At 48.2% G+C, this 24,615-nt stretch carries 25 protein-coding genes; 13 read left to right on the plus strand and 12 right to left on the minus strand.

Annotated features, from left to right (window positions below; all coding sequences use genetic code 11):
* Positions 1 to 55 precede the first annotated feature (55 nt).
* Complete coding sequence (locus BLS03_RS05210) at positions 56 to 802, minus strand: VP0952 family biofilm-associated protein (protein ID WP_093270387.1); 747 nt, start codon at positions 800 to 802, stop codon at positions 56 to 58.
* 195 nt (positions 803 to 997) lie between these two features.
* On the opposite strand from BLS03_RS05210, the gene BLS03_RS05215 reads away from it, so the two are divergent.
* Positions 998 to 1,300 carry an MGMT family protein gene (locus tag BLS03_RS05215; RefSeq protein WP_093270390.1) on the plus strand — a complete coding sequence of 101 codons (303 nt, stop codon included), beginning with the start codon at positions 998 to 1,000 and terminating at the stop codon, positions 1,298 to 1,300.
* Between the two features lie 60 nt (positions 1,301 to 1,360).
* On the opposite strand, the gene BLS03_RS05220 is transcribed toward BLS03_RS05215, so the two are convergent.
* Together BLS03_RS05220 and BLS03_RS05225 are read right to left on the minus strand one after the other, a co-directional pair.
* A complete protein-coding gene (locus BLS03_RS05220) occupies positions 1,361 to 2,575 on the minus strand; it encodes a BamA/TamA family outer membrane protein (RefSeq protein WP_143015595.1) in 1,215 nt (404 codons plus the stop codon).
* Positions 2,576 to 2,790: 215 nt separating this feature from the next.
* Positions 2,791 to 3,219 carry a YbaY family lipoprotein gene (locus tag BLS03_RS05225; protein WP_093270394.1) on the minus strand — a complete coding sequence of 143 codons (429 nt, stop codon included), beginning with the start codon at positions 3,217 to 3,219 and terminating at the stop codon, positions 2,791 to 2,793.
* Between the two features lie 184 nt (positions 3,220 to 3,403).
* Here BLS03_RS05225 and tesB point away from each other — a divergent pair, with 184 nt between their 5' ends.
* A complete protein-coding gene (gene tesB, locus BLS03_RS05230) occupies positions 3,404 to 4,264 on the plus strand; it encodes an acyl-CoA thioesterase II (RefSeq protein WP_093270396.1) in 861 nt (286 codons plus the stop codon).
* 101 nt (positions 4,265 to 4,365) lie between these two features.
* Here tesB and BLS03_RS05235 read toward each other — a convergent pair whose 3' ends face one another.
* Positions 4,366 to 4,824 (minus strand): Lrp/AsnC family transcriptional regulator, encoded by a 459-nt coding sequence (locus BLS03_RS05235; RefSeq protein WP_093270399.1) that lies wholly within the window; start codon positions 4,822 to 4,824, stop codon positions 4,366 to 4,368.
* 129 nt (positions 4,825 to 4,953) lie between these two features.
* On the opposite strand from BLS03_RS05235, the gene BLS03_RS05240 reads away from it, so the two are divergent.
* Complete coding sequence (locus BLS03_RS05240; protein WP_093270402.1) at positions 4,954 to 6,021, plus strand: PLP-dependent cysteine synthase family protein; 1,068 nt, start codon at positions 4,954 to 4,956, stop codon at positions 6,019 to 6,021.
* Between the two features lie 21 nt (positions 6,022 to 6,042).
* Here BLS03_RS05240 and fliJ read toward each other — a convergent pair whose 3' ends face one another.
* The 8 genes from fliJ to BLS03_RS05280 form a co-directional block, all read right to left on the minus strand.
* Positions 6,043 to 6,486 carry a flagellar export protein FliJ gene (fliJ, locus tag BLS03_RS05245; RefSeq protein WP_093270404.1) on the minus strand — a complete coding sequence of 148 codons (444 nt, stop codon included), beginning with the start codon at positions 6,484 to 6,486 and terminating at the stop codon, positions 6,043 to 6,045.
* A 70-nt stretch (positions 6,487 to 6,556) separates the two neighbouring features.
* Complete coding sequence (gene fliI / locus BLS03_RS05250) at positions 6,557 to 7,888, minus strand: flagellar protein export ATPase FliI (RefSeq protein ID WP_093270569.1); 1,332 nt, start codon at positions 7,886 to 7,888, stop codon at positions 6,557 to 6,559.
* 11 nt (positions 7,889 to 7,899) lie between these two features.
* Positions 7,900 to 8,715: a flagellar assembly protein FliH gene (gene fliH, locus BLS03_RS05255; RefSeq protein ID WP_425445094.1), complete on the minus strand. Its 816-nt coding sequence runs from the start codon at positions 8,713 to 8,715 to the stop codon at positions 7,900 to 7,902.
* A 20-nt stretch (positions 8,716 to 8,735) separates the two neighbouring features.
* The gene (locus tag BLS03_RS05260; protein ID WP_425445095.1) at positions 8,736 to 9,737 is read right to left on the minus strand and encodes a flagellar motor switch protein FliG; all 1,002 of its coding nucleotides are present in this window, start codon (positions 9,735 to 9,737) and stop codon (positions 8,736 to 8,738) included.
* Complete coding sequence (gene fliF / locus BLS03_RS05265; protein ID WP_093270412.1) at positions 9,718 to 11,481, minus strand: flagellar basal-body MS-ring/collar protein FliF; 1,764 nt, start codon at positions 11,479 to 11,481, stop codon at positions 9,718 to 9,720. Before fliF ends, BLS03_RS05260 begins: the two co-directional genes overlap by 20 nt.
* A gap of 3 nt (positions 11,482 to 11,484) precedes the next feature.
* The gene (fliE, locus tag BLS03_RS05270) at positions 11,485 to 11,844 is read right to left on the minus strand and encodes a flagellar hook-basal body complex protein FliE (protein ID WP_093270415.1); all 360 of its coding nucleotides are present in this window, start codon (positions 11,842 to 11,844) and stop codon (positions 11,485 to 11,487) included.
* 14 nt (positions 11,845 to 11,858) lie between these two features.
* Positions 11,859 to 13,190, minus strand: coding sequence for a sigma-54-dependent transcriptional regulator (locus BLS03_RS05275; RefSeq protein WP_176765530.1), 1,332 nt, complete (start codon positions 13,188 to 13,190; stop codon positions 11,859 to 11,861).
* Positions 13,190 to 14,194, minus strand: coding sequence for a MotY family protein (locus tag BLS03_RS05280; RefSeq protein ID WP_093270420.1), 1,005 nt, complete (start codon positions 14,192 to 14,194; stop codon positions 13,190 to 13,192). Before BLS03_RS05280 ends, BLS03_RS05275 begins: the two co-directional genes overlap by 1 nt.
* A gap of 359 nt (positions 14,195 to 14,553) precedes the next feature.
* On the opposite strand from BLS03_RS05280, the gene BLS03_RS05285 reads away from it, so the two are divergent.
* From BLS03_RS05285 to fliD, 10 genes are all read left to right on the plus strand, one after another.
* A complete protein-coding gene (locus BLS03_RS05285) occupies positions 14,554 to 15,378 on the plus strand; it encodes a FliM/FliN family flagellar motor switch protein (protein ID WP_093270423.1) in 825 nt (274 codons plus the stop codon).
* Between the two features lie 32 nt (positions 15,379 to 15,410).
* Positions 15,411 to 15,848, plus strand: coding sequence for a flagellar motor switch protein FliN (gene fliN / locus BLS03_RS05290; RefSeq protein WP_093270572.1), 438 nt, complete (start codon positions 15,411 to 15,413; stop codon positions 15,846 to 15,848).
* Positions 15,849 to 15,859: 11 nt separating this feature from the next.
* On the plus strand, positions 15,860 to 16,618 hold the full coding sequence (gene fliP / locus BLS03_RS05295; protein WP_093270426.1) for a flagellar type III secretion system pore protein FliP: 759 nt from the start codon (positions 15,860 to 15,862) through the stop codon (positions 16,616 to 16,618).
* A gap of 11 nt (positions 16,619 to 16,629) precedes the next feature.
* A complete protein-coding gene (gene fliQ, locus BLS03_RS05300) occupies positions 16,630 to 16,899 on the plus strand; it encodes a flagellar biosynthesis protein FliQ (protein ID WP_093270428.1) in 270 nt (89 codons plus the stop codon).
* Entirely contained in the window at positions 16,899 to 17,675 is a 777-nt protein-coding gene (fliR, locus tag BLS03_RS05305; RefSeq protein ID WP_093270430.1) for a flagellar biosynthetic protein FliR, read from the plus strand. Before fliQ ends, fliR begins: the two co-directional genes overlap by 1 nt.
* Positions 17,672 to 18,802: a flagellar biosynthesis protein FlhB gene (gene flhB, locus BLS03_RS05310; RefSeq protein WP_093270433.1), complete on the plus strand. Its 1,131-nt coding sequence runs from the start codon at positions 17,672 to 17,674 to the stop codon at positions 18,800 to 18,802. The genes fliR and flhB overlap by 4 nt, the downstream gene beginning before the upstream one ends.
* Positions 18,803 to 18,832: 30 nt before the next feature.
* A complete protein-coding gene (locus tag BLS03_RS05315; protein ID WP_093270435.1) occupies positions 18,833 to 20,926 on the plus strand; it encodes a flagellar biosynthesis protein FlhA in 2,094 nt (697 codons plus the stop codon).
* The gene (locus BLS03_RS05320) at positions 20,919 to 21,731 is read left to right on the plus strand and encodes an EAL domain-containing protein (RefSeq protein ID WP_093270438.1); all 813 of its coding nucleotides are present in this window, start codon (positions 20,919 to 20,921) and stop codon (positions 21,729 to 21,731) included. Before BLS03_RS05315 ends, BLS03_RS05320 begins: the two co-directional genes overlap by 8 nt.
* 178 nt (positions 21,732 to 21,909) lie before the next feature.
* Positions 21,910 to 22,737: a lateral flagellin LafA gene (lafA, locus tag BLS03_RS05325; protein WP_093270441.1), complete on the plus strand. Its 828-nt coding sequence runs from the start codon at positions 21,910 to 21,912 to the stop codon at positions 22,735 to 22,737.
* A 524-nt stretch (positions 22,738 to 23,261) separates the two neighbouring features.
* Positions 23,262 to 24,602, plus strand: a complete 1,341-nt coding sequence (gene fliD, locus BLS03_RS05330; RefSeq protein ID WP_093270444.1) for a flagellar filament capping protein FliD — start codon at positions 23,262 to 23,264, stop codon at positions 24,600 to 24,602.
* The last annotated feature ends 13 nt before the right edge of the window (positions 24,603 to 24,615 follow it).

Consider the following 24,615-nt stretch of genomic DNA (forward strand, 5'->3'; position numbering starts at 1 on the left):
AAATTCTCCTTATCGCGTTTAACTGCTTAGCATTTAGGCAACCAAAGCGCCTCAGCTAATACTCATCACTTTCTTCGTCTTCATTAATCAGGTAATCGGTCATCCAAGCAGTCGCGAGTAAACATAGCCACACCACGAACACCGGATTGGGCACTTCGATATCGGGCATCACGATTAATGAACCAAATGCCACCGACGGCAGAGTCCAGCACATCAAACTCCCCCATTCCACTTGCTGATGTTTAGCATTGCTGAGCATTTCAATCACCGCCAAAAGTAATGTGATGCAAATGGCGAGCACGACGGCGTCGTACCACTGCGAGATCCAAAGCGGCACCAATAAAGCCAGCGCCCACCAGCGGCGACGTGTGGTCGCTTGCCAATGTTTTGAACACCACCAGGCAACCACCACGCACAGTAATTGAGTGAGCGAAAGCATCGCGCTGCCTTCGAGATTGCCGTTAGATTGCGTCGCCATCACGCCAATCCATAAGGTCACCATGATCATCGATGACACCACTACAACCACAGTATTGCTTTTCGGTGAAAACATCACCATTAACAGTGGTAGCGCGCCCCACACCGCGACCGATAAGCTAATCGGCTGATGCGGTAAAGTGAGTGCGAATACAATCATCACGCCAAGCAATGTAAAGCCTGCCGCTTTGGCTTTAGGTAGAACCCATAACGCAGGAATCACCATCGCTAAAAGCGGCACATCTCCCTGACTCATGTTCAGCGAGCGTGCGCAGGCAATTGCCAGTAACGTTGCGACAACAAATTGAATCGTAGTTATTATCATGCCCTTCCCCTTTGCTCCTTGGCGCTCATCGTTCACTGTGCGCAAATCAAGTCTTTGACAAAGACCGCACGTTTCCCTTGCTTAAGCGTTGAATTCCACTCTTCATTGAGTCACCATCAACAACCCATCGCGCTCAGGAGGTCAGTGACGTTGAGCACGCCTTCCTTGGTAAAAATGAATTAGGACTTTTTCAGTATGGATCAATTTCTCGCGCAAATCTTTGCTGTTATTCAACAAATTCCATTCGGTTGCGTTACTACTTATGGCGAAGTCGCCAAAATGGCCGGCTATCCGGGCTACGCACGTCACGTTGGAAAAGCGCTGGGGAATCTGCCTGAGGGCAGCAAACTGCCTTGGTTTCGCGTGATCAACAGCCAAGGAAAAATTTCGTTAAAAGATGGGGATATGCAACGTCAGCGCCGCGAATTGATAGCCGAGGGCGTGGAAGTGAGCACCTGCGGAAAAGTCAGCTTAAAAAAATACCGATGGCAACCTTAAAGGCCATCGGTATCAATTTTTAGCGCCTATTTTTAAGCGTATTTTGTATTGTCTTTTGGATTAGATGCTCTCACCAAAACCAAAGTACGCGATAGTTTCGCCGTCGCTGTTTTGCGTCACATCAACCTTAATATTAAGGCGCTCATACGGCAAAATAGTGTAACGGTAGCCAACCCCAATCACGCCAAGCCAATCGCTGTCGCGAAAACCTTCTTCGTAACCTTCCAGTTTTTCACCAAAGCTTTTACCCACACCGCCGATCAGCACGACGGCTGACTTGTTCACAAAATCGTACTCGGAATCTTGGAATTGATGGCGATATTCGACTTCTAGATTCAGCATGTTCGACGAGATGTAATCGCCCTGCGCATAACCGCGCTGAACTTCTTTACCCTGACGGCCATACGTGGTGAACGCCGATGAAGGCGCGTTATCAGCATCAAACAGATAACGCCCAACCAGTTTGGTGGCAATGATATGGTGCGGATCGTCATTTAGGCTGTAGAAGTAACGGTAATCACTAAACAGCGATGAATAGGTGCTGTCTTCATCGTTGCCAAGCCATTTGGCGTGATCTTCGTAGTTAACCTGCCACATGAAACCGCCGTGCGGATAGTAGAACTGCTCGCGGGTATCCCATTGGAATGAAAGACGATAGCCGACATCGCTTTGGTAATCGGTGTTAAAGCCCATATTAACCATGTTCTGCTGCTCATCAGAATGGTCCGCTGTGTAGCGTGACGATTCATAAATACCGCCGATGCCAACAAACATGTCCTCCGCAACTTTGAACATAAAGTCTGCATCAAAATCAAACTGCTGCTTGTTACCTTCCGTGCCATTGAAATTCAAATTGGTACTGGTAAAGCCACCTTCAAATGAAATACGGAAGCGGTCTTCATTTAAAATGATGTCACCGGCGACTTTAGCCACATAGCTGTCGTTAGAGGTATAGATAAGCGGAATCGCGATGGTCGAGGCATCGGATACCAAATCATTGTCATCAGGATAGAAGGCAAACAGTGGGATTGCGCTGATGCCAGCTTTAATCGAAGGATCGTAAAAAGGGAGAATAATAGGACGAAACTTATTGCTACGATCCACCACCACTTCTTCAGTGCCAGTGCTGGTTTCTAAGCTTACTGTTTCTTGAGTCGCTTCGGTCGCGATAGGCTCAATGGCGGTGGCGACATCGGTAGATTCGGCCAGCGTTGCAGTCGAATAACTCAGTGTGCAAGCCATAGCGCCTGCTGCAAGTGTAACGTATTTAATCAAGAAAATGCCCTAGTGGAGTAAACAAAATGCAATTCTATAAGTGCTTGTTTAACCCGGCAATATACCCAAGGCAAAATCAGATAATTATACTAGACTGTACAGTTATAAATTTAGTTTCAGCGCAGTCAAGGTTCTAGTTCAATGCTACTTAGCAAGTAAACCAAAGCTCGAACACGACATGAAACACATGGTGATAAAACGGTCAAAAAGACCGTTTAACCGCTGACACCAATAAGCTTAATGTCGACCACTTTGGTGTGCTTATCATCGGTGATGACCGGATAACTGGTATCGGTGATAAAACGCAATTTACCGTTTACTTCGATACGAGCGCCAACGCTGTATGTATGACGAGTATCAATCTGGTCTTTATCGTATAACAGTTCAAAATGAAACGGCACTTGCGCACCTTGGGTTTCAAACTGTTGAGAGGTAAGAATTTTTGCGGGAGCATCGGCACGAGACACGTCTCTTAGCATCACAGTTACGACCGCATCATCAGGCAGTGCTAAACGCTCTTTATAGGTTAAACTTCCACTAATGCTTTGCACTTGATTCATACTCGACTCGCTGTCCGAGGTTTGGCAACCAGCCAATACTGAGGCTACAGCCACTGACATAAATAGGGTGAACGCCTTTTTCATAACGCCTCTCTTTAGAATTATCAACCTAAAGGATTATAGGAATCACCCTAGTCATTGTCATGAGACAGTGAGAGGTATTGACAGTAAATTAACCTATCAACACAACCCTGACTTTGCATTGGTTTTCCAGCCAATTATGTTAGTCTCATCACGTTGAAAGTCAGAAAATCGGTAAGGAAATAAAATGAGTAAACCGCTCAACGAGTTATTAAACCTATTGCAGTTAGAACGATTAGAAAAAGGCTTATTTCGCGGCCAAAGTGAGAACCTCGGTTTACCTCAAGTTTATGGCGGTCAAGTGATCGGTCAGGCTCTGTCTGCAGCGCGCTATACGGTGGCAGAGGAGCGCACGGTTCACTCATTTCACAGCTACTTTCTTTATCCGGGCGATCCGGAAAAACCGATCATTTATGATGTCGAGAACTTGCGTGATGGGCGCAGTTTCAGTACACGCCGAGTCAAAGCGATTCAAAACGGCAGACCGATTTTCTATCTGACGGCGTCTTACCACGGCGACGCGCCAGGATTTGAACACCAAAACACCATGCCCGACATTCCGGGCCCGGAAAACTTCGCCTCAGAATCGCAACTGGCAGAGCAAATTGCTCATTTGCTGCCAGAGCAAGTGCGCAAAATTTTCTGCGGTGAGAAGCCCATTGAGATGCGCCCTGTCACCGTCATCAATCCGCTGAAACCGCAAAAGGCCGAGCCTAAACAATACTTGTGGATTCGCGCTAACGGTGAGGTGCCCGACAACCAACTGATCCACCAATATCTGCTCGCTTACGCCTCTGACTGGGGATTTTTGGTTACCGCGCTGCATCCACACGGTGTCACGCTAATGACGCCCAAATTCCAAGTCGCGACCATTGACCACTCAATTTGGTATCACCGCCCGTTTAAGATGGATGAGTGGCTGCTGTATGCAATTGAAAGCCCAACCGCGAGTAACACTCGTGGCTTAGTGCGCGGTGAAATCTACAATCGCCAAGGCGATTTGGTCGCCACTGCAGTGCAAGAGGGCGTGATGCGCTTTAAATCCTAAGCGTCCAAAGTGTCACTAACACCCCAAAGGGGCTCAACGTGAAACGCTGAGCCCCTTTTAAGCTTTGTTGGTTATACGATGTAACATGCCACGCTAGATGGCTAAATTGGCAACGCCGTGGTGTATTTGAGCGGCTCCATGGCAAAGGTTGAGGTCACATCCGATAAGCCGCGCACCGAATTGACCAGCTTTTTGTAAAACTTATCAAAACAGCCCATATCTTTGACTTGTACTTTCATCATGTAATCGTACTCGCCCGCCATGCGATAAAACTCCATCACTTCGGGAAACTCGTTAACTGTATCAACAAAGCCTTGATACCACTGATGGGAGTGATCTGAGGTTTTGATCATCACAAACGCAGTGAACGCCAAATCGACACGCTCGGGGTTAAGCAGCGCCACCCGCTTTTCAATCACACCGCTCTCTTCAAGTTTCTTAAGCCGTTTCCAACACGGCGTGGTGGTTAAATTCACTCGCTCCGCCAACTCATTGAGCGCCATGGTTGCGTCTTGCTGAAGCAGCGCCAGCAGCGCCCGATCGGTCTTGTCGAAATTCATTTTCTCTAATATTCAAATAATGAAGAAATTTATTCTCCATTTAAGCGTATTTGGAGCTCATAAAGCAAAGTTTTTCTGCCTAGCACGGGCTAAATTAGATCTATCTTAGTTCTAGGGAATGACACCAGCATGTGCAGTGACCACCAATGGATGAGTGAAGCGATTCGCTTAATTGAAGCCGATTACCAACGCTCCGCCGATACGCATTTGATCAAACTCGATTTGCCCTGCCTTGATGGCATCGACGTGTATTTAAAAGACGAAAGCACTCACCCAACCGGCTCGCTTAAGCATCGCTTGGCCCGCTCGCTGTTTCTGTATGCGATTTGTAATGGTTGGGTAAATCGTGGCACGCCGATCATTGAATCATCGTCGGGCAGCACTGCGGTATCAGAAGCCTACTTTGCCCGCCTGCTCGGCTTACCGTTTATCGCGGTGATGCCAAAGTGCACTGCGCTAAAAAAGATTGAGCAGATTGAATTCTACGGCGGTAAAGCGCACTTGGTCGAACGCTCGGATCAAATCTACGCGGAATCTCAGCGACTAGCTGAAGAGCTCGGCGGTCACTATATGGACCAATTTACCTACGCTGAACGCGCCACTGACTGGCGCGGCAATAACAATATTGCCAACGCTATTTTTAATCAGATGCAGCTTGAGCGCTACCCGGTGCCAACTTGGGTAGTGATGAGCCCAGGTACAGGCGGCACCTCAGCCACGATTGGCCGCTTTATTCGCTATCAAAAACACGCCACTAAATTGTGTGTGGTTGACCCGCTAAATTCAGTGTTTCACGACTTTTATCGCACCGGTGATAAACAGTTAACTAGCACCGTGTTTAGTAAAATCGAGGGCATCGGCAGACCAAGGGTGGAACCAAGCTTTATTCCCGGCGTGATTGATGAAATGCGCACCATTGAAGACCGAGCCAGCGTGGCAACTATTTATTGGCTTGAAACCTTGCTGGGACGCAAAGCTGGCGCCTCAACAGGCACGAACTTGTACGGCGCGCTGCAACTGGCGAGTGAAATGGCGCAGCGCGGTGAGCGCGGCTCGATTGTGACTTTACTGTGTGACGGCGGCGAGCGTTATCTCGACACCTATTACGACAGTCAGTGGGTGAAAGATAACATTGGTGATGTGCAGCCTTACTTCGCTCAATTAGAAACGTTTCAGGCCACCGGACGATTCGCTTAGTAGTAATTGAATTTAGAGATGTTAAAGGACTTCACGCTGCTTAAGGCGCGAGTTAATGATGTCTTCAATCAGCTTTTGTTCGCGCTTAGCTTTTTCATAGCTTTGCTTTTTCTGCCATCGCTCTAGCACGCTTTCAAGGCCTTTAACACGTGCGTGCTTGTCTTCAAGCTGCCTTTGCACTGACATGCATTCCGCTTCCATCACCGCCTGCTCTTGGCGGTGGTGAACCAGCAGCTTTTGCAACATGGTATCGACGTGATTTAGGTTCATCAACGCAGCGCTATTGAGCACTGGGCTGCGAAACGCCGATTCTCCAGTATGCATTTTTAGCTCATTAAGCATTTCCATCTGATGCTGCATGTACTGGTTTTTCTTGCGCATGTTTTCAAGCTGCTGACCGACGTCATCGCGGCGCTTTTCTTCCACTTGGTGCAGTTTTCCTACTGCGGTAATTTTTGAGTCCATGATTGCGCCTTATTTGTATTGCAGTGATTGCAAAATTCCGATTTTGAAATGCTCTTAATTCAGCTTGGTGTTACAAGCTTTGAAACATCTGCGCCAGTTCGGTCAAGCTGGTGCGATAATCCACGGCCTGATTGGCCGGTTGCTGCAAATACGCTTTGAGTAGCGGATACATCTGCACTGCTTTATCCAGCTCAGGATCTTGCCCCGGCTGATAACCGCCGAGAGGCAAAAGCTCTTTCACTTGCAGATAGTTAGAATAAAGCTGACGGAACTGGTTTGATACCGTGGTGTGCACCTCTTGAGTACACGCTGACATACAGCGGCTAATGGAGGCATTAATATCAATCGCCGGATAATGCCCCTGCTCGGCCAGTTGCCGTGACAGCACCACGTGACCATCTAAAATCGCCCGCGCCGAATCAACCACCGGATCTTGCTGGTCGTCGCCTTCAGCCAGCACGGTATAGATAGCGGTTAAGCTGCCGTGTTGGTTTTCGCTGTTGCCAGCACGCTCTAGCAGCTGGGGCAAAATACTAAATACCGATGGCGGATAGCCACGCGATGCCGGCGGCTCGCCAAGTGACAACGCGATTTCACGCTGCGCCATCGCGTAGCGCGTCAGTGAATCCATCAGTAGCAGTACATCTTTGCCTTGGTCGCGAAAATACTCCGCCACGCGATGGCAAAGCAGGGTCGCGCGAAGACGCATCAACGGAGATTCATCGGCTGGTGCAACGATCATGATCGCCTTTTTGCGCGCCTCAGGAGATAAATTACGCTCAACGAACTCACGTACTTCTCGGCCCCGTTCACCAATCAATCCCACCACAATCACATCAGCTTCGGTATTTTGAGTAATCATGCCCATCAGCACACTCTTACCAACACCACTCCCCGCCATTAAACCGATACGCTGGCCTTTACCGACAGTTAATAGGCCGTTAATTGCCCGCACGCCGACATCAAGCGGCGTATCGACCGGGCGACGTTTGAGCGGGTTAATCTGTTTTGGCTCAAGGGAAACGCGATCGCCCCCTTTAAACGCGGGGCCATCATCAAACGGTTCGCCAAGGCCATTAACCACGCGGCCCAACCATTGATGGCTAAGTAGCACAGTACTGTCGCCATCGAGTGGCACCACTTTGGCACCAGCAAACAAACCGCCTAAGCGTCGAATTGGCATTAAATAGGCTATGGTGTGGTCAAAACCCACCACTTGCGCTTCAATCATGTCGCCTTCAGCGGTTTCGACTAAGCAGCGCTGCTCAAGCTTAAACCGGCAACCTACCGCTTGCAGCATTAAGCCATTCACTTTAACAAGACGCCCCGTTACTCGCGCAACGGGGACAGAATCCAGTGAGGCTATGGCATCGTTTAGGCGATCCGTCAGTTGAGAATTCATACCACTTTGACTCACTCAGACACTCCTTGAGCGGCGCTGTTTGAGTCAGACATTCTTGAATCAGAAGTTGTTGAATCAGAGCCACCATCCAGTGCAACACTTGCGGCAATGTCTGGGTCAGTGACCGATGTGGTGGTGTTTTCATCCAGTAGATGCTGTTTCACGTTGTCCATGCAGGTTTCAAGCCGTGAATCGCAGCTGGCGTCCGCTTCGGCGTGTTCGGTTTCCAGATGACAACCGCCGACTGGCAACTCAGGATTGGCCACCAAACGCCACTCTTTAGGCAGCTCGGCATTGACGTTGCGAATCCGCTCAAGATCCTGCGGATTTAAATGCACCGTCACTTGCTCGGACTTACCAGGCATGGCGTGCAGAGTTTCGTCCACCAAAGACAAAATCTGCTGCGGCATCAGAGTCAACTCGGCGCGAATCACCTGCTGAGCCACTTTTTGCACCAATTCACAAATAATGTGACGCTGCTGTTGCTCGCGCTCTTTTTGCCAGCGCGACAAGGTTTGATATAGCTCGTTAACTGGCTTAGCGGCATCAAGAAACGTCTGTTTTCCTGATTGTTCACCGGACATAAACCCTTTTTGAAAGCCCTCTTTTTGCCCTTCGGCTAAACCTTGTTGACGACCTTGTTCGATACCTTGGCGCAGACCTTCGTCATGGCCTTGGCTCAAACCTTGTTTAAAACCCGCTTCCAATTGGCGCTGAATGTCGACTTGGCGTTCTTTGCCATTGGCCGCTTGCGCCTGCTCCTCCACCGTTGGCTGAGCCAACGGTGGAAAGCGATGTATTCGATACCCATTGTTGGGTAATCGCATGATCTTCTCCCCCATCGCGATTACTCCAGCGTCGGCTCTTGATAAAGCAGCAGTTCGATTTCACCGGCATCGGCCAGTTCACGGACGATCTGCATCACTTCTTGGCGTGCTTGCTCAACGCGGCTAACACCCAGAGCACCACTGATACGCATCTCGTCTTCCAAAGATTTGATCATACGCTGTGGCATAGAACGCTTGATGGCTTGTTGCAAACTGATATCGGCACCTTTGAGCGCGACAGCCCAAAGTTCCAACGGCACTTGCTGCACCAAACGGTCCATGGTGTCTTCGCGCTGGCGGCCAAGGACCATAAATTCGAACATGTTCTGTTCGATTTCGCCGACGATCTCTTCGTCTTGCAGACGCAGCATCTCCATCAGCATCGCGCGGTCGCCATCGTAACGGTTGATGATATCCGCCACCTGTTTGACGCCCGACACTGGCGCGCTTTGGGTGATCGAAATGTTCTCGATGCAGCGCTCGATCAGATCGTTAAGATCGCTGGCGACTTGATGGTCGATATCTTGCAAACGCGCAATGCGAAACAGCAGCTCATCGTGATAATCCGAAGGCAATTGTTTCAGCACCAACGATGAGGTTTCGGATGGCAAATACGCGAGGAAAATCGCCTGCATCTGCGGGTGCTCTTGGCTGATAAACTTCGCCAACATTTCCGCATCCACCCACTGTAGACGCTGCATGTTGTTGCGAATTTCATCGCCATACAGGTCGTTGAGCAAGCCTTTGGCTAAATCGTTACCCAACGCTTTACGTAAAGTATTACGCAAATAAGTTTTCGATGCGCCGCGAATGCCGCTCTGCTCACTAAAGTCTTCAAAGAAGCGCTGAATCACCACTTTGGCATTGTCGCTTTTGATGCCACTTAGTTTGGCCATCGCGCGGGTTACGCGCTGTGTTTCGTCGCGGCTAAAGTGACGTAGTACTTTCGCCGCGGCATCTTCACCCATGCCAAGTAAGACAAGGGCGGTTTGCTCTACAGGATTAAGCGTTTGATTCTGCATCTGCCTCTCCGTCTTCTTCTTCGCTGTTCTCATTGACATTGACCCATTGCTTGAGCACTTCCGCAACACGCTCAGGCTCTTCATCAGCAATCAGGGTTAGGTGTTTCAATTGAATCTCAAGTGGCGAACCTGGGGCTGGCAACATTTCGTTGGTCATATCCAAACCAGAGGTCGCGGTAGTAATGCCTTTCTCGCTGAGTCGGCGGTTGATCGCCTCTTCGCGCTCGCGCTCTTCACGAGTTTGCAGGTCAAAGTCTTGCTCTTCAATCGCATCGGCCAGTTCAAGTTCACTGTCACGGCGATCAGCGCCAGTTAAGTGCATGATAAGCGGACGTAGAACAAACAAGATCATCGCCAAGCCAAGCAAACCACCAATCACGTAACGCAATGGCTGTTGCACGGTTGGGTCTTGCCACCATGGAATCTCAATCGGATCTTCAAGCGCAACTGGCGTGAAGTTGAAGGTTTGCAAACTCAGGCTATCGCCGCGGTCAGTATCAATTCCCACCGCATCAGAAAGCATGGTTTGAATTTCATCGCGCTCTTGTTGTGTCCACGCTTGACCATCCGGCGCCGCCACACGGTTCAACAGCACAGAAACGTTAAGCTTTTTGATCTGACCTTGCTGATATTGAGTCTTACGCACGCTGCTGCCTACCGCGTATTGACGGTTTGCTTCAGTTCGTGAGTTACGGTTTTGGCTGTCATTGGTCGGCTTTTCGCCGGTCACTGGTGGCTCATTACTGAGCGAGCCCGGAACGCCAAGCGCAATTTGGTCAATCGAGTTGTTGTTGATGGTGTGCTCAGTGCGCACCACTGGCTGGTTGTCGAGCACTTCTTTAGTCTCTTCAACACGGCTAAAGTCGAGATCAGCGGCCACTTGCACACGGAAGTTACTTGGACCAACAATCGGCGTTAGCATATCAGCGGCGCGTTGAATGATCTGCTTCTCAACGTTTTTCTGGTATTCAAGGAATTTTGCGTTCACTTTGCCAGACGTTTCTGAACCCACATCGGCGCTAAGCAGGCGACCGTATTGGTCGACCACTGAGACATGTTCCATCGCCATGCCGCTCACACTGCCAACCACCAAGTTGATGATCGCTTCAACTTGCTCCGGTTTTAAATCTTTACCCGGTTTAAGTTCTAGCATCACAGATGCTGAAGGCTTTTCACCGTTTTGACGCACGAAAAGAGTCTCACGCGGAATCGCCAAGTGAACGCGTGCATTGGTAACCGCGTTAAGTGAAATGATAGTGCGTACTAACTCGCCTTCCAGACCATGGCGATAGCGGGCGGTTTCCATAAACTGGCTGGTACCAAGCGAGCTGTCTTCGCCAATCGAATCCAGCCCGGTTGGCAACTTGGCTTTAACGCCTTTGGCTGCCAGCAACATACGAATGCGCGCCACTTCACCTTCAGGTACCAACACTTGGCCGTTTTGCTCTTGCAAACGGTAGCTCACGCCTTCCGTTTCCAGCACAGACACCACTTCGCCAATGTCAAAGCGTTCTTGCTGGCCATAAAGAGGACGATAGCTTTGCGATGAGCTCCACAACACCACCACGATGATCGCCGCAACGATCGCTGCCATTACCGCAGACAGCACCAAGTTACGTTGGCTACTAGACCACAGCTGTTTGATTTTGGCCGTCACTTGCGACATCGAATCCGAGGCCATATTCGGCGCCACAGGCGTCGCCGGTAGAGGAGTATTCGCTACTTGAGTAGATAAGTCAGACATGATTTACACCGGCATCTTCATAATGTCGTCAAACGCACCAACCACTTTGTTGCGCACTTGCAGCAAAGCATCAAAAGACAGGCTGGCTTTTTGGCTCGCTACCATAGCGCCCACCAAGTCATCACTCTTACCGGTTTCAACATCGGTCATGCGCGTACTGGCAATCGCTTGATGCTCGTTAACCACGTTAAGCACACTGGTCAGCGCTTTTGAAAAAGTCATCGGTTCATTAAGATTTAACTGTTGAACGTCCAAAGGGTTTTCGCTAACCACAAAATCCGGAGTGGCACGAACGCTCATCGCGTCCATTTTTGCCAGCATCAGCTGCTCGGCTGAGAGTGGGTTGGTATTTAAGTTATTCATTGGTTTTCTCTCCTTTAGGCGGCTGAGCCTAGGACTGACTGTAAATCGATACCTTGCTCGCGCATCGCGGCTAATTTGTAACGCAAGGCTCGAGTGGACACGCCTAAGGCATTGGCGGTTTTAGTCCTATTTCCACCAAATTGACGTAGCTTATCGAGGATAAATCTGAACTCGGCCTGTTTCTTCGCTTCCACGTGGCCGAAGTTCTCATGTGGGGTGATTTCCATTACCGGACGTTGAAACTCGATAGGTAACATCAAATCTTGCGCGGTGATGTAGTCGCCATGGCGCATCACCAAAGCACGTTGAATCACGTTCTCAAGCTCACGAATGTTGCCTGGCCAGTTATATTGGCTAAGCGCCATTTGCGCATCTTGCGACAAGTGACATTGACTTTTATCCTGGTATTTTTCGATAAAGAAGCGACTGATCGGAAGAATGTCTTCTTTGCGCTCGCGCAGCGGCGGCCAATGCAGTGGCAGCACATCCAAGCGATAGTACAAATCTTCCCGGAAAGTGCCTTTTTGCACTTCTTCACGCAGGTCTTTGTTAGTGGCCGCTATCACGCGAATATCAAGCTGGATCGCTTTGTGGCTACCAACACGTTCCACTTCTCGCTCTTGCAATACGCGCAGTAACTTCGCTTGCACCCCTGGTGACATTTCGCCGATTTCATCGAGCAAAATCGTGCCACCATTGGCTTCTTCAAACTTACCGCTTTGCGATGAGGTTGCACCGGTAAATGCGCCTTTGACATGACCAAACAGTACCGCTTCTAGCATGGATTCTGGAATCGCGGCGCAGTTCACCGCAACAAACGGCCCTTCACAGCGTGGAGACTGTTCATGAACATAACGAGCCAGCACTTCTTTACCGGTACCCGACTCACCGGTGATCAACACGCTGGCGTTGGTGCACGCGGCGCGATGAGCCAGCTGCAATACCTGTTTGCTACGCCAAGACTCGGCGACGAAATTGGCCATCGGCTTCTCTAACGCTTCAACTCGACTTAACAAATTAAGTAATTGTTTTGACTCAAAAGGTCGCACCAAATAGTCAGTGGCACCGGATTTCATGGTGTCGGCGGCAAGTATGCCTTCCGCTTGATCAACGATTGCGATCGTGGCGCTTTTCTGCCCTTGACGCTGATAACAAGAAACCCACTCACGCATGCCCATATCTGGTAAAGTTGAGCTCACCAAAGTAATAGGCGCTTTCGCTTCAAGCAGCGCGCTGCGCCCAGTACGGGCATGGCGAACCGCATAACCCGCTGCTGTTAACACCGCGATCATCGCATCGGCATAGAGCTCGTTGGGCTCTACTAAAAGGATGTCTGTTTTAGCCATCATTGAACCTTCCCTGCATCGTTATTTTGTATGGATTGCTCAAAAACTACTGACTCATCATTACGCACCAGTCGTATGCTTACTCGACGATTCTGTGCTTTACCAATTGCACTACTGTTGCTTGCAACCGGATACCGAGAACCGTGAGCACGCACTTCGATCATTTGATCCGGCACACCGAGTTCGTTAAGCACTTTTTCAACCGCCTCAGCACGAATACGTGACATATTCAGATTGGCGGCGTTGGTACCAACGTTATCGGTGTGACCGTCAACCAATACTTTGGTGACTGTGTCATCGGCTTGGATAAAACTGGATAGAGCCTTGAGGTTTTGACGTTGTTTGCCCGTCAGCTCCTTTTGCCCAACATCAAAAAATAACCGCGTGTCACGCGCTTGTGCATAAGTGATATCAGGTAGAGCAGACTGACATTTGGTAAATTGGTCGAAACTCGGTTTGAACCGAATTGCGGGAATGCGAATATCGGCGAGTGGTGTCGACTTATCGTCGCTAAGTTGAATATTGATCCAGCTGCCCTGTTCGACGGCCTGAATTAATTCACTGACACCTTGCCTAAATTTAATTTTATTCGATCTTGGTTCCGAATATCCGTCAGAAATAAAATCTTTCTCTGCTGGCATCCAAGGTGGAGCCATTCGATATAGCTCGGCATTATTTCCATAAACCGATTTATTTTTCATCTTCAACTCTAACGTTGTAGAACGATTAGTAACAGCGTGGAAATAAATACTCCCCACCGATTCCTCATTATGAATCAGTGTGCATTCTAAATGTTGTTCTTTATAATTCCATGTTGCCAAGTCCATTGGAACCTGAATCACATTATCTGCTTTCGCCACAGAACTAAAAATAGGCAAGAGCAAAAATACAGCCGAAAAATAAAAGTTAAACCTTGGTTCAAACTTTTTTATTTTACCTTTAGCTGACATAAGCGAATTATAAAAATATGCCATTAAGTTATCTTTGTTGGCATACACCTTCATATTGCAACCTTTATTCGATGCGAACTGACCAAAAACGATATGTTTAAGCGACAGAAATAAACTAACTCATTGATATAAAAAGAAGTAGAAATGTTAGAACCAATATCACTCTTTAGCTTAAATCGCCTATTTCTACATACTTTAAAGAGCAAAACGCACTCTTCTTTTAATAATAATTCTAAGTTGAAGCTACTCTGTTTCTAATTCCTTTTGAAGCCCCCTAATATAGGTTCAAATCAACATTCGAACTAACTTCACAAAGTTAAAAACAGAAACTAAAAACAAACCAAAAACTCTGTATAGACTAGAGTTCAAATTGTTTAATTAGTTTCGAATCGTCAAGAAACGGTAAAATATAAATGCCAAAACCTAATCCAACGTCGGATCAACCCAAGCACGAATTACAGGCTTTAAACGTAGAGCTTTTAGGAAAGCCTATTAATGTAATTCGTGAAAAGTTAGAAGCCATCATGATGGACATGTGCCATGGATTAACCCATGAGCTGCAAACTTGGTTAAAAACAGATCAAGTAAACGTGACACTGCAGCAAATTAATTTGCACATGCTTTCACCTAATGAGTTGGCGAAAAATAAAACCTCGACGCTGCGTCATAAAGCCGGTGGGCGTGTTTATGTGTATACCGATTCAGCGTTATTGCTGAAATTGTCTGACCGTTTCTATGGTGCAGCACTGGATCGCAGCGATGTGCCTCTCACCAGCAGCGATTTCCGTTTTCAGGAGCGTATTGGCAAACACATCAGTGCTTGGATTGCGCCAGAAACCATGTGGCAAATCACCCATTTTGAACCCAGCCATGGCGTTGGCATTAAAGCCGTACTTGGGGTGATGTTGCACGACATGGATTACCAGTTTCACATCGAGCTCGACAGCGTTTTAGTCCACACCTTGATTGAAGAGCTCGAACTTCAGCCGCGTAAAGACCTCGGCAAGATTTTTCACAAATCGCTGAGCGCCACACCGGTCAAGCTCAATGTGCTATTGAGCAAAAAGACCCTGGCTCTGAGCGATGTTTTGGCGCTTCGCCCTAATGATATTTTACCGATCGAACTGCTAGCCCGTGCGCCAGTCAGTATCGGCAGTCAACACCTCTTCTCTGGCCGCGTTGCGGATCAGGACGGGCAGTTAGTTTTGATTTTCAACGATGATAAGGATTCACAGTGATGAGTGACGCTCCGGAGCAAACCGAAAACACCATGGCGACAGATGCAACGCCAGAAAGCGCGGCGCCAGAAACCGCCGACAACGCAACCGAGTTCAAATCTGAAGCCCCTTTTGAAAGTGACGCGCTCAATTTTGATGATTTTGACCTTGAAGACTTCGATGACCAACCTGCAGAGGTGGTCGAAGAGCCAGTTGTTGAAGCGCCAAAACCAGAGCGCGACTTGAGCTTTTTCAAAAACATTCCGGTCACAGTGACTTTGGAAGTGGCAAGCAAAGAGATCGCGTTGGGCGATTTAATGAAGGCTGGCGAAGGCAGCGTGATTGAACTCGATAAGCTCAATGGCGAACCGCTCGACGTCAAAGTCAATGGCTCGCTCATGGGTCACGCGGAAGTGGTTGTAGTCAATGACAAATATGGCCTGCGCCTAATTGATGTATTGGATTCTGCCTTAACCGAAATGGGCGAATAACGAGCTTTTCTATGACTAAACTCTCTCGTTCGCTGGCTTGGCTATTGCCCCTTATTTTGGCGTCATTGGCATTTTCTTCGACATCTTGGGCGGCGGATGGAGGTTTGACGCTGTTTACGGTCTCCGATGGCTCTAGCCATGAAGAGTACAGCGTTAAACTGCAAATTTTGTTGTTGATGACCGCGCTGAGCTTTATTCCTGCGTTTATCCTCATGGCCACCAGTTTTACTCGTATCATCGTGGTATTGGCGATTTTGCGCCAAGCACTCGGCTTGCAGTCAAGTCCGCCAAACCGCGTATTGGTGGGCATTGCGCTCACCTTATCTCTTCTTATTATGCGACCGGTTTGGTCAGATATTTACGAACATGCGTTTATTCCTTACGACAAAGGCGACATTACCTTAGTCGATGCCTTTTCGGTGGCGGAAAAGCCGATGCGTAAATTTATGCTGGCGCAAACCCACAAAACCTCTCTTGAACAAATGCTGCGCATCGCCAACGAACCAGTCGATCAAAACGTCGACGACATTTCTTTTGCCGTGCTGCTACCGGCGTTTGTCATCAGCGAGCTAAAAACCGCCTTTCAAATCGGCTTTATGCTATTTATTCCGTTTTTGATCATTGACTTAGTCGTCGCTAGTGTGTTGATGGCGATGGGGATGATGATGCTGTCACCACTGATTGTATCGCTGCCATTTAAACTGGTGGTGTTCGTGCTGGTTGATGGCTGGGCAATGACGGTTGGCACCTTGTCTGCCAGCTTTGGATAGGAGCGCTAATTATGACCCCAGAAATGACCGTCACGCTCTTCTCCAATGCGGTTTGGCTGATTATTTCCATCGTTGCTGTACTTGTGGTGCCAGGCCTAATTGTTGGCCTTGGCATCGCGGTATTTCAAGCCGCGACCCAGATTAACGAACAGACATTAAGCTTTCTTCCTCGCCTGTTGGTGACACTGCTAATGGTGATTTACGCTGGTCACTGGATGCTGGAAAAAATCATGGACCTGTTTGCGTTCCTGTTTAACAACATTCCCGGACTGATCGGATAATGGACATTACCTTTGCGCAGCTCTCTAGTTGGCTGGGCCAATATTGGTGGCCATTTTTTCGCATTGGTGCGGTATTTTTGTCTTCGCCATTTTTTGGCAACGCCTTCATTCCACTTTGGGTGCGCGCCATGTTTGCGTTTTCGCTCTCAGTGGTGGTCGCACCGCTGGTGCCAGTAATGCCATCAGTGGATTTACTGTCGATGAGCTCGCTGGCACTGGCGTTTGAGCAAATGATCTGGGGTCTGTTGTTTGGCCTTATTTTGCATATGCTGTTCACCATCTTCACCATGCTTGGCCAAATTGTGTCGCTGCAAATGGGCCTTGGTATGGCGATGATGAACGACCCAATCAACGGCATGTCGGTGGCGGTCCTTGGCCGCATCTTTTTGATTTTCTCGACACTGCTGTTTTTGGCGCTCGATGGCCACCTGTTGGTTATCGACATTTTGATTCAAAGTTTTCACATCTGGCCGGTCGGCTCCGGTATCAGCGAATTATCGCTTAAAGGCATTGTGTCAATATTTGGCTGGATGTTTAGCGCATCACTCGCGCTGGCGCTGCCTGCGATTGTTTCGATGCTGCTAACCAATATCAGTTTCGGCATCATGAATCGCGCCGCGCCAAGTTTGAACGTCTATGCACTTGGCTTTCCAATGACCATGATGCTTGGCTTGTTCAGCGTGCTGATTTCAATTTCCGGCGTCCCGGCGCGCTACACCGCACTGGTGCACGATGCGCTTAATTATCTCAATATCTTTATGTTGGGGGGCAAATGAGCGGACAAGCATCGTCTCAGGACAAAACCGAACAGGCCACCCCGCAGAAGATTCGCAAAGCGCGTCAAGAGGGGCAAATTCCACGCGCCAAAGACTTTACAACCGCAGTGATATTCCTCGCTGTGGCGATATTTTTCTACAGCCAGTTCAGCGTAGTCTGGGCCAATATCAAAGGCGTATTCCGCTTTAATATGGCACTCACCAAGCAAGACCTCGAACAGTCCAACATGATGATCGAGCATGTTGGCAACAGTTTAGGGATTTTAATTGAAACCCTACTGCCGCTATTTATGGTGATCGTGGTGGTCACCTTTGCTAGTACCATGGTGATCGGTGGTTGGATTTTCCGCCCCGCTAATGTCCAACCTAAACTCAGCAAACTCAACCCGCTTAGCGGCATCAAGCGAGTGTTTTCGACTCGCTCTTTGGTCGAGCTTTTAAAATCAACGCTAAAAATTTTGGTAGTGTGCGGCGTACTGTACGGCTACCTAGATAACCATCTTCAGCCACTACTTGGCATGCAGCGCTTGCCGCTCACCCAAGGCGTGTACGTAATTTTAAAAATCTTGTTTGAAGGCTTATTGCTGATGGGGCTGGCGCTTTTGTTATTTGGCTTTATCGACATTCCTTATCAGCGCTGGGAGCACCTTAAAGAGCTTAAGATGACCAAACAAGAGATCAAAGAGGAGCACAAAAACAACGAAGGTCGCCCCGAAGTCAAACAGCGTGTGCGCCAGATTCAACAACAATTTGCGCGGCGAAAAATCGACAAAATGGTGCCCAAAGCCGATGTAGTGATCACCAACCCGACCCACTACGCGGTGGCTTTAAAATACGACCCTACTTTGTCTGAGGCGCCGTTTGTGGTCGCCAAAGGCGTGGATGAAACGGCAATGCACATTCAACGCATCGCACGTCAAAGCGGTGTGGAAGTGGTGACATCGCCGCCTCTAACGCGGGCTATTTATCACACCACTGCCATTGAGCAAGCGATTCCAAGCCAGCTATACATCGCGGTGGCGCACATTTTGACTTACATACTGCAACTTAAAGATTTTCGAATTGGTAAGGCCAAGCAACCGCTGCCGTTGCCGCACTTTAAGATCCCTAAAAACTTGCAACACTAATTGCACAGCACGACATCAAGGATAAACATCATGCTGAATCGGTTAAAACAACTTCAGTCATCGGGTAAAGGTTACCTCGGCATACCATTAGTGCTGCTGATGGTATTGGCGATGGTGATTCTACCACTGCCTCCGCTACTGCTCGATGCGTTGTTCACCTTTAACATCGTCCTGGCGATTTTGGTGCTGCTGGTCAGTACCACTGCCAAACGTCCGCTGGATTTCTCGATTTTCCCAACCATTTTGCTGGTCGCGACGTTACTCCGCTTAACCTTGAACGTGGCTTCCACCCGTATCGTGCTATTGGAAGGTCATAACGGGGGCGATTCCGCCGGTAAGGTTATCCAAGCCTTTGGTGAAGTGGTCATCGGCGGTAACTACGTGGTCGGTATGGTGGTGTTCGTCATTTTGATGATCATTAACTTCGTGGTAATTACCAAAGGTGGCGAGCGGATCTCAGAAGTATCAGCGCGCTTTACCTTGGATGCCCTACCCGGTAAACAGATGGCGATCGATGCCGACTTAAACGCCGGCCTTATCGACCAAGAAACCGCGCGTCTGCGCCGTAAAGAAGTGGCCAACGAAGCCGACTTCCACGGTTCGATGGATGGTGCGTCTAAATTCGTACGCGGTGATGCGGTTGCGGGTTTGATGATCCTGTTCATCAACATTCTCGGCGGTATTTCTATTGGCGTGTTCTCCCACGGCCTACCCGCATCTGAAGCGTTTAAAACCTACGCCCTACTCACCATCGGTGATGGCTTGGTGGCGCAAATCCCTTCTTTATTACTTGCAACTGCAGCGGCCATCATCGTTACGCGAATTAACGACACTGACAGCGGCATGCAAGAAACCATGCACAAACAACTGCTGGCCACGCCAACCACGCTGTATACCGTGGCGGTGATCATGCTGGTTATCGGTCTGGTGCCGGGGATGCCGCATTTGGCGTTCTTTGCGTTTGCTGGTGCATTGGGTTTTGCAGGTTGGCGCCAACATAAAAAGGTCGAAAGCGATCCGCAACTTGATGAAGTGGAAGCGCTCAGTCATGCGATGCAGCGTGATGACAACGCGCCGCTCACCTGGGATGACTTACCACACGTGTACACTATTTCGCTGTCACTGGGCTATCGCTTAGTGCACTTGGTGAATAAAGAGCAAGGCGCACCTTTAACTCAACGGATTCGTGGCTTAAGACGCAATTTGTCTGAGCAAGTCGGCTTTTTGCTGCCAGAAGTGCGCATTCACGATAACCTCAATTTAAAACCCAACCAATACACCATCGCGCTCAACGGCGAAGTGATTGAACACGGCTTTATCGAACCTGAGCGTTTAATGGCGATTGCGGTGGGCGAAACGTATGGTGAAATCGACGGCATTTTAGGTAGCGATCCAGCCTACCAGCTGCCCGCGGTATGGATTCAATATCAAGATAAAGCCAAAGCATTAAACATGGGTTATCAGGTGGTCGACGATGCCACGGTAGTCAGTACTCACATTAGTAAAGTCATGAAGACCAACTTATCCGACCTGTTTAATCATGACGACGTCGATGCGATGAATCAGCGCCTTGCACAGCATGCTCCAAAACTCGCAGAAGCACTGGGCGCTGCGCTCAATGCGTCCCAACAATTAAAGGTTTATCGCCAGCTTTTAGTGGATCAAGTACCGTTAAAAGATATTCGTACAATTGCTAATACCATGCTAGAGTCCACCGAACGTTCTAAGGACCCAATACTTATTGCCGCCGACGTACGCTGTGCGCTACGTAGAACATTAGTTAACCTTATCGCAGGTCAAAGAGACGAACTAAATGTCTATGCTTTAGCCGATGATTTAGAACAAATGTTAATGGCGTCTCTGCAACAAGCACAAAGCAATGGTAGTGTGGTTCTGGATAGTTTCCCGATCGAGCCGAACATTCTCAGTCAGCTTCAGCAAAACTTGCCTTTGATTAAGCAACAGCTTAAACAACGTGGTTTTGCGCCGATTCTGCTAGTAATGCCTCAGCTACGACCGTTACTGGCACGCTACGCGAGGACCTTTGCCCACGGATTAGCTGTGCTTTCGTACAATGAAATACCGGAAAATAAACAGATAAACGTGGTGGGTAACCTTGGATAATTTATCAAATTACCGCTCTTTGTATCACAAAATTCACCAGCTGATGGAAGAGCATGTCGTCACTGAAGACGACCAGTTGGTGTTTGAAGCCTTTGAAAAAAATGACATTCGCCATGCGTGTCAGGCCATTCGTGCCACGCGTGATGGCGAAGTCGAGTTTCAGCATTTAACGTTGCGCTTTGGCAGCCAAAACGAGCAAAGCGTCTATCAGTTCGACTTGTCAGATACCATGTCGTACTGCTTAGATCTTTACAGCTTATATTTAGCCCTGCGCCAAACCCAGTTTCAGCTCGAAACCTTCCACCCTGATTTAATCAGTAATGTGGTGGTGCCGATTCGCCTCGAAGCCTTGCTTTGGGAACACGGCCAAGTGTTTATCGATCATGTGATGCGTTTTAGCGCCCACGCCTTCGCCCATTTGGTGCCTTCGCTGCAAATGCCGATGTCAATGTCACGTACCGGCGTTATCGACAAGCTGATAGAAGACTTCAAAGAGCGAGCGTACGCAGTGTGGTTTGAAGTCACTCCCAAAGATAAAGACTACACCCTAATTAGCTACTACAAACCGCACGCCGTTAAGTTATCTGGCACTTTAGAAACCAAAGAAGACCGCACCGCCCTCCTCCCTCTGATTCGCTTTTTCAAACGCTACCACTTCCCTTGGATCGCAAGCCGAGTTGGTACCCAAGCAGAACTGAATCAATATCGCCTTTTAGGTGCGAGTTACTACTTTGGCTACTTCAGTGACATTCCAACTTCGATGTCATTTAAAGCTTTCAGTGATGAAGACAACGAGGTTTGGTAATCACAAAATCCTCAATAGCCGCCCAAATGCCCGGTTTTTCTTGCATTCAGCTCACAAAAATCGGGCATTTAAAAAAAAATAAAATTTTTTATTAATCTTCTCGCCACCACATCCGCCTCTAGTTAGTGACCAAAGGGTTTATCCCAGAGCCTGTATAGTGAAAACCAAGGAGACTTGAATGGCTTTATCAATGCACACTAACTACGCATCGCTAGTTACTCAAAATACACTGAACAACACTAACAACAAACTTGATACAGCAATGGAACGTTTGAGTACCGGTCTGCGCATCAACTCTTCAAAGGATGACGCTGCAGGCTTGACTATCTCAAACAAACTTGAAGCGCAAAACCGCAGTATGGCTGTTGCAATGCGTAACTCTCAAGACGCTATCTCAATGCTACAAACAGCAGATGGCGCGCTAGAAGAGCTAACTAACGTTGCGTACCGTATGAAAGACCTTGCAACGCAAGCGGCGAACGGCACCAACGGTACTGAAGAACTTGCAGCACTAGACTCTGAATACCAAGAGCTTTCTAAAGAAGCGACTCGTATTCTAGAAGAGACTTCTTACGGTGCGGGCATGAAACTGTTGAAAGACGGTAAACTTGACCAAGCAGTTGATTTCCAAATCGGTACTTCTGCAAACGAAACACTGACTTTCGACCTTTCTGATCAACTAGGCAACGTAGACTTTACTAAAGTTGGCGAACTTGATTCGAACGAAGCAGCAAACGGCCAAGTTGACGTAATCAACGGTCTATTCGACACAGTCAACGAAGTGCGTTCTAAACTCGGTGCGAACATGAACCGTCTAGAACACACCATCAACAACTTGGCGAACATCTCTGAAAACACTGCAGCTGCGAAAGGCCGTGTAACAGATGCTGACTTCGCTGTTGAGTCTTCAAACATGACGAAGAACCAAATGTTGATGCAATCTGGTACTAAAGTACTTACTCAAACTAACCAGATTCCAGCGATGGCTATCTCTCTACTACGCTAAGTGGTATTGAGTATAACAATCTCTATTTTGCATATTTTTGTCTCCTGCTGACAATCACAGATCATTCGCCAGTGCGAATGGTCTGTTCTTTTACAGAAGACAAACACCCGAGTGCTTCCTTCGACACTCGGTTTTTTTATTTCTGGGAAATAGAACTTTATTTATTTTTCGTAATCAAACTCTTCGACACAAATTAAACATTAAATTTGATTAATGTTATTTTTGAACCGTCATCACAATCAAGCCAACGCTTAGTTTAAAGCCCTCCATCCTATTTAATCCTCGCGGTTGTACGTCGCTTTAATTATTTGATGCTCTCTATTTTAATCGTTAAGGAAGCGGAATTTTCTTAACAGGAAGCAATGCTTCCGCAATATGAGCGAAATAATTTTAAATCACTGATTTAAAACAACTAAATCACTGGCACACATGTTGCTAAATAATAGAAATCGATGTAATTCGATACGCAATTAATAGCAACCACGAATGTCACGTTAATTATTGACGATCACAGGAGCGAACGGATGAGTTCAATTGACCCAACTACAATGGCGAAACAAATGGCGACATATGATGTTAAGCCATTTCAAGATCGCTATAAAACTCAAGCCGATTCGTATAAAACCCAATTAACTGAATTGGGTAAAGTGGAAGGCAAAATTCGTGACTTTAGAAAAAGTGTCAATGATATAAATAGCCCAACCAGCAGCATTATTAAAAATGGTGCCAGCGTGTCAAAAGAAGGGTTTGTCACCGTCGATGCCAAACCTAAAGCGCTCAGTGGTAACTATCAAATATTCGTTGAAAGTGTCGCGTCAGGGCACCAGCTTTCAGTCAATTTACCGACCGACATTGACCCACAAACCCAAATTCCGACCATAGGTAAGCTCGATTTGAGCGTGGGCGATAAAAGCATGAGCCTTGACTTGGCGAGCCTGGACAAACAACTGACCGGCAAAGCAAGCCTGGCGCAGCTGATTTCATCAATCAATAACGCCAGCGACAATCCGGGCGTCAATGCCAGCCTACTGCGTTCTAATGGTCAAACCTACTTTATGCTCACCAGCGCCGACACCGGTGCGGCCAGCAAAATTTCGGTAAAAACCAGTGGCGTAACTCAGCCTTGGTTTAACCAAGCGTTTGCCAACACTCAAGAGATTTCAAGCCCAGCCGACGCGGTAGTCTGGCTTGGCGCGCAAAACCGTGGTCTGAAACTGACCAGCGAAACCAACACCTTTACCAACGCCATCGACGGCGTGGACATCACCGTTGAGCAAGCACAGCAAAGTGGCGAAGCGCCGCTAACGCTGAACATTGCGCCTGATGAAGAAGCCACTAAAACCCAGATTCAAGGTTTGGTCGATGCTTATAACGGCCTGATGAAAACCATCGACACCGCCACTCAGATTGGCGACGGCAAGGATGTCAAACGCGGCGCACTGGCTAACGACCCGACACTTAAGTCGTTTGAAAGCCAGATTAACCGCGTGGTGCGCAACAAATACGATGGTCACTTGCTGAGCGAACTTGGCATCACCATCGATCGCACCGGCAGCATGCAGCTTGATTCCAACAAATTCTTAGAAGCGCAGCGCAACAACAGCGCTGCGGTCGAAAAACTGTTTAACGGCAACGGCGCCCTGCTCGATTCGGTCGAGAAGCTGCTGTCACCGTATTTGCAGTTTTCCAACGGTTTGTTCAAGTCCCGTAAAGACGCTCTTCAACAAAACATCAGTCGCATTGAACAGAAACAAACCGGTCTCGAGCGGAAATACGACATGGTCTACAACCGCTACCTCAAACAATTTGCCCAGATGGATTCGTTAAGTAAACAGATGGAAAAGACCAAATCCATGTTCGCTTAATTAATCAGGAGAA

The sequence above is a fragment of the Vibrio xiamenensis genome (assembly GCF_900100015.1).
GTDB classification, from domain to species: Bacteria; Pseudomonadota; Gammaproteobacteria; order Enterobacterales; family Vibrionaceae; genus Vibrio; species Vibrio xiamenensis.

Coding starts and splice junctions, on each gene's coding strand:
- BLS03_RS05210 (WP_093270387.1), bottom strand. CDS start 802: ATGATAATAACTACGATTCAATTTGTTGTCGCAACGTTACTGGCAATT.
- BLS03_RS05215 (WP_093270390.1), top strand. CDS start 998: ATGGATCAATTTCTCGCGCAAATCTTTGCTGTTATTCAACAAATTCCA.
- BLS03_RS05225 (WP_093270394.1), bottom strand. CDS start 3,219: ATGAAAAAGGCGTTCACCCTATTTATGTCAGTGGCTGTAGCCTCAGTA.
- tesB (WP_093270396.1), top strand. CDS start 3,404: ATGAGTAAACCGCTCAACGAGTTATTAAACCTATTGCAGTTAGAACGA.
- BLS03_RS05235 (WP_093270399.1), bottom strand. CDS start 4,824: ATGAATTTCGACAAGACCGATCGGGCGCTGCTGGCGCTGCTTCAGCAA.
- BLS03_RS05240 (WP_093270402.1), top strand. CDS start 4,954: ATGTGCAGTGACCACCAATGGATGAGTGAAGCGATTCGCTTAATTGAA.
- fliJ (WP_093270404.1), bottom strand. CDS start 6,486: ATGGACTCAAAAATTACCGCAGTAGGAAAACTGCACCAAGTGGAAGAA.
- fliI (WP_093270569.1), bottom strand. CDS start 7,888: ATGAATTCTCAACTGACGGATCGCCTAAACGATGCCATAGCCTCACTG.
- fliH (WP_425445094.1), bottom strand. CDS start 8,715: ATGCGATTACCCAACAATGGGTATCGAATACATCGCTTTCCACCGTTG.
- BLS03_RS05260 (WP_425445095.1), bottom strand. CDS start 9,737: ATGCAGAATCAAACGCTTAATCCTGTAGAGCAAACCGCCCTTGTCTTA.
- fliF (WP_093270412.1), bottom strand. CDS start 11,481: ATGTCTGACTTATCTACTCAAGTAGCGAATACTCCTCTACCGGCGACG.
- fliE (WP_093270415.1), bottom strand. CDS start 11,844: ATGAATAACTTAAATACCAACCCACTCTCAGCCGAGCAGCTGATGCTG.
- BLS03_RS05275 (WP_176765530.1), bottom strand. CDS start 13,190: ATGGCTAAAACAGACATCCTTTTAGTAGAGCCCAACGAGCTCTATGCC.
- BLS03_RS05280 (WP_093270420.1), bottom strand. CDS start 14,194: ATGAAGGTGTATGCCAACAAAGATAACTTAATGGCATATTTTTATAAT.
- BLS03_RS05285 (WP_093270423.1), top strand. CDS start 14,554: ATGCCAAAACCTAATCCAACGTCGGATCAACCCAAGCACGAATTACAG.
- fliN (WP_093270572.1), top strand. CDS start 15,411: ATGGCGACAGATGCAACGCCAGAAAGCGCGGCGCCAGAAACCGCCGAC.
- fliP (WP_093270426.1), top strand. CDS start 15,860: ATGACTAAACTCTCTCGTTCGCTGGCTTGGCTATTGCCCCTTATTTTG.
- fliQ (WP_093270428.1), top strand. CDS start 16,630: ATGACCCCAGAAATGACCGTCACGCTCTTCTCCAATGCGGTTTGGCTG.
- fliR (WP_093270430.1), top strand. CDS start 16,899: ATGGACATTACCTTTGCGCAGCTCTCTAGTTGGCTGGGCCAATATTGG.
- flhB (WP_093270433.1), top strand. CDS start 17,672: ATGAGCGGACAAGCATCGTCTCAGGACAAAACCGAACAGGCCACCCCG.
- BLS03_RS05315 (WP_093270435.1), top strand. CDS start 18,833: ATGCTGAATCGGTTAAAACAACTTCAGTCATCGGGTAAAGGTTACCTC.
- lafA (WP_093270441.1), top strand. CDS start 21,910: ATGGCTTTATCAATGCACACTAACTACGCATCGCTAGTTACTCAAAAT.
- fliD (WP_093270444.1), top strand. CDS start 23,262: ATGAGTTCAATTGACCCAACTACAATGGCGAAACAAATGGCGACATAT.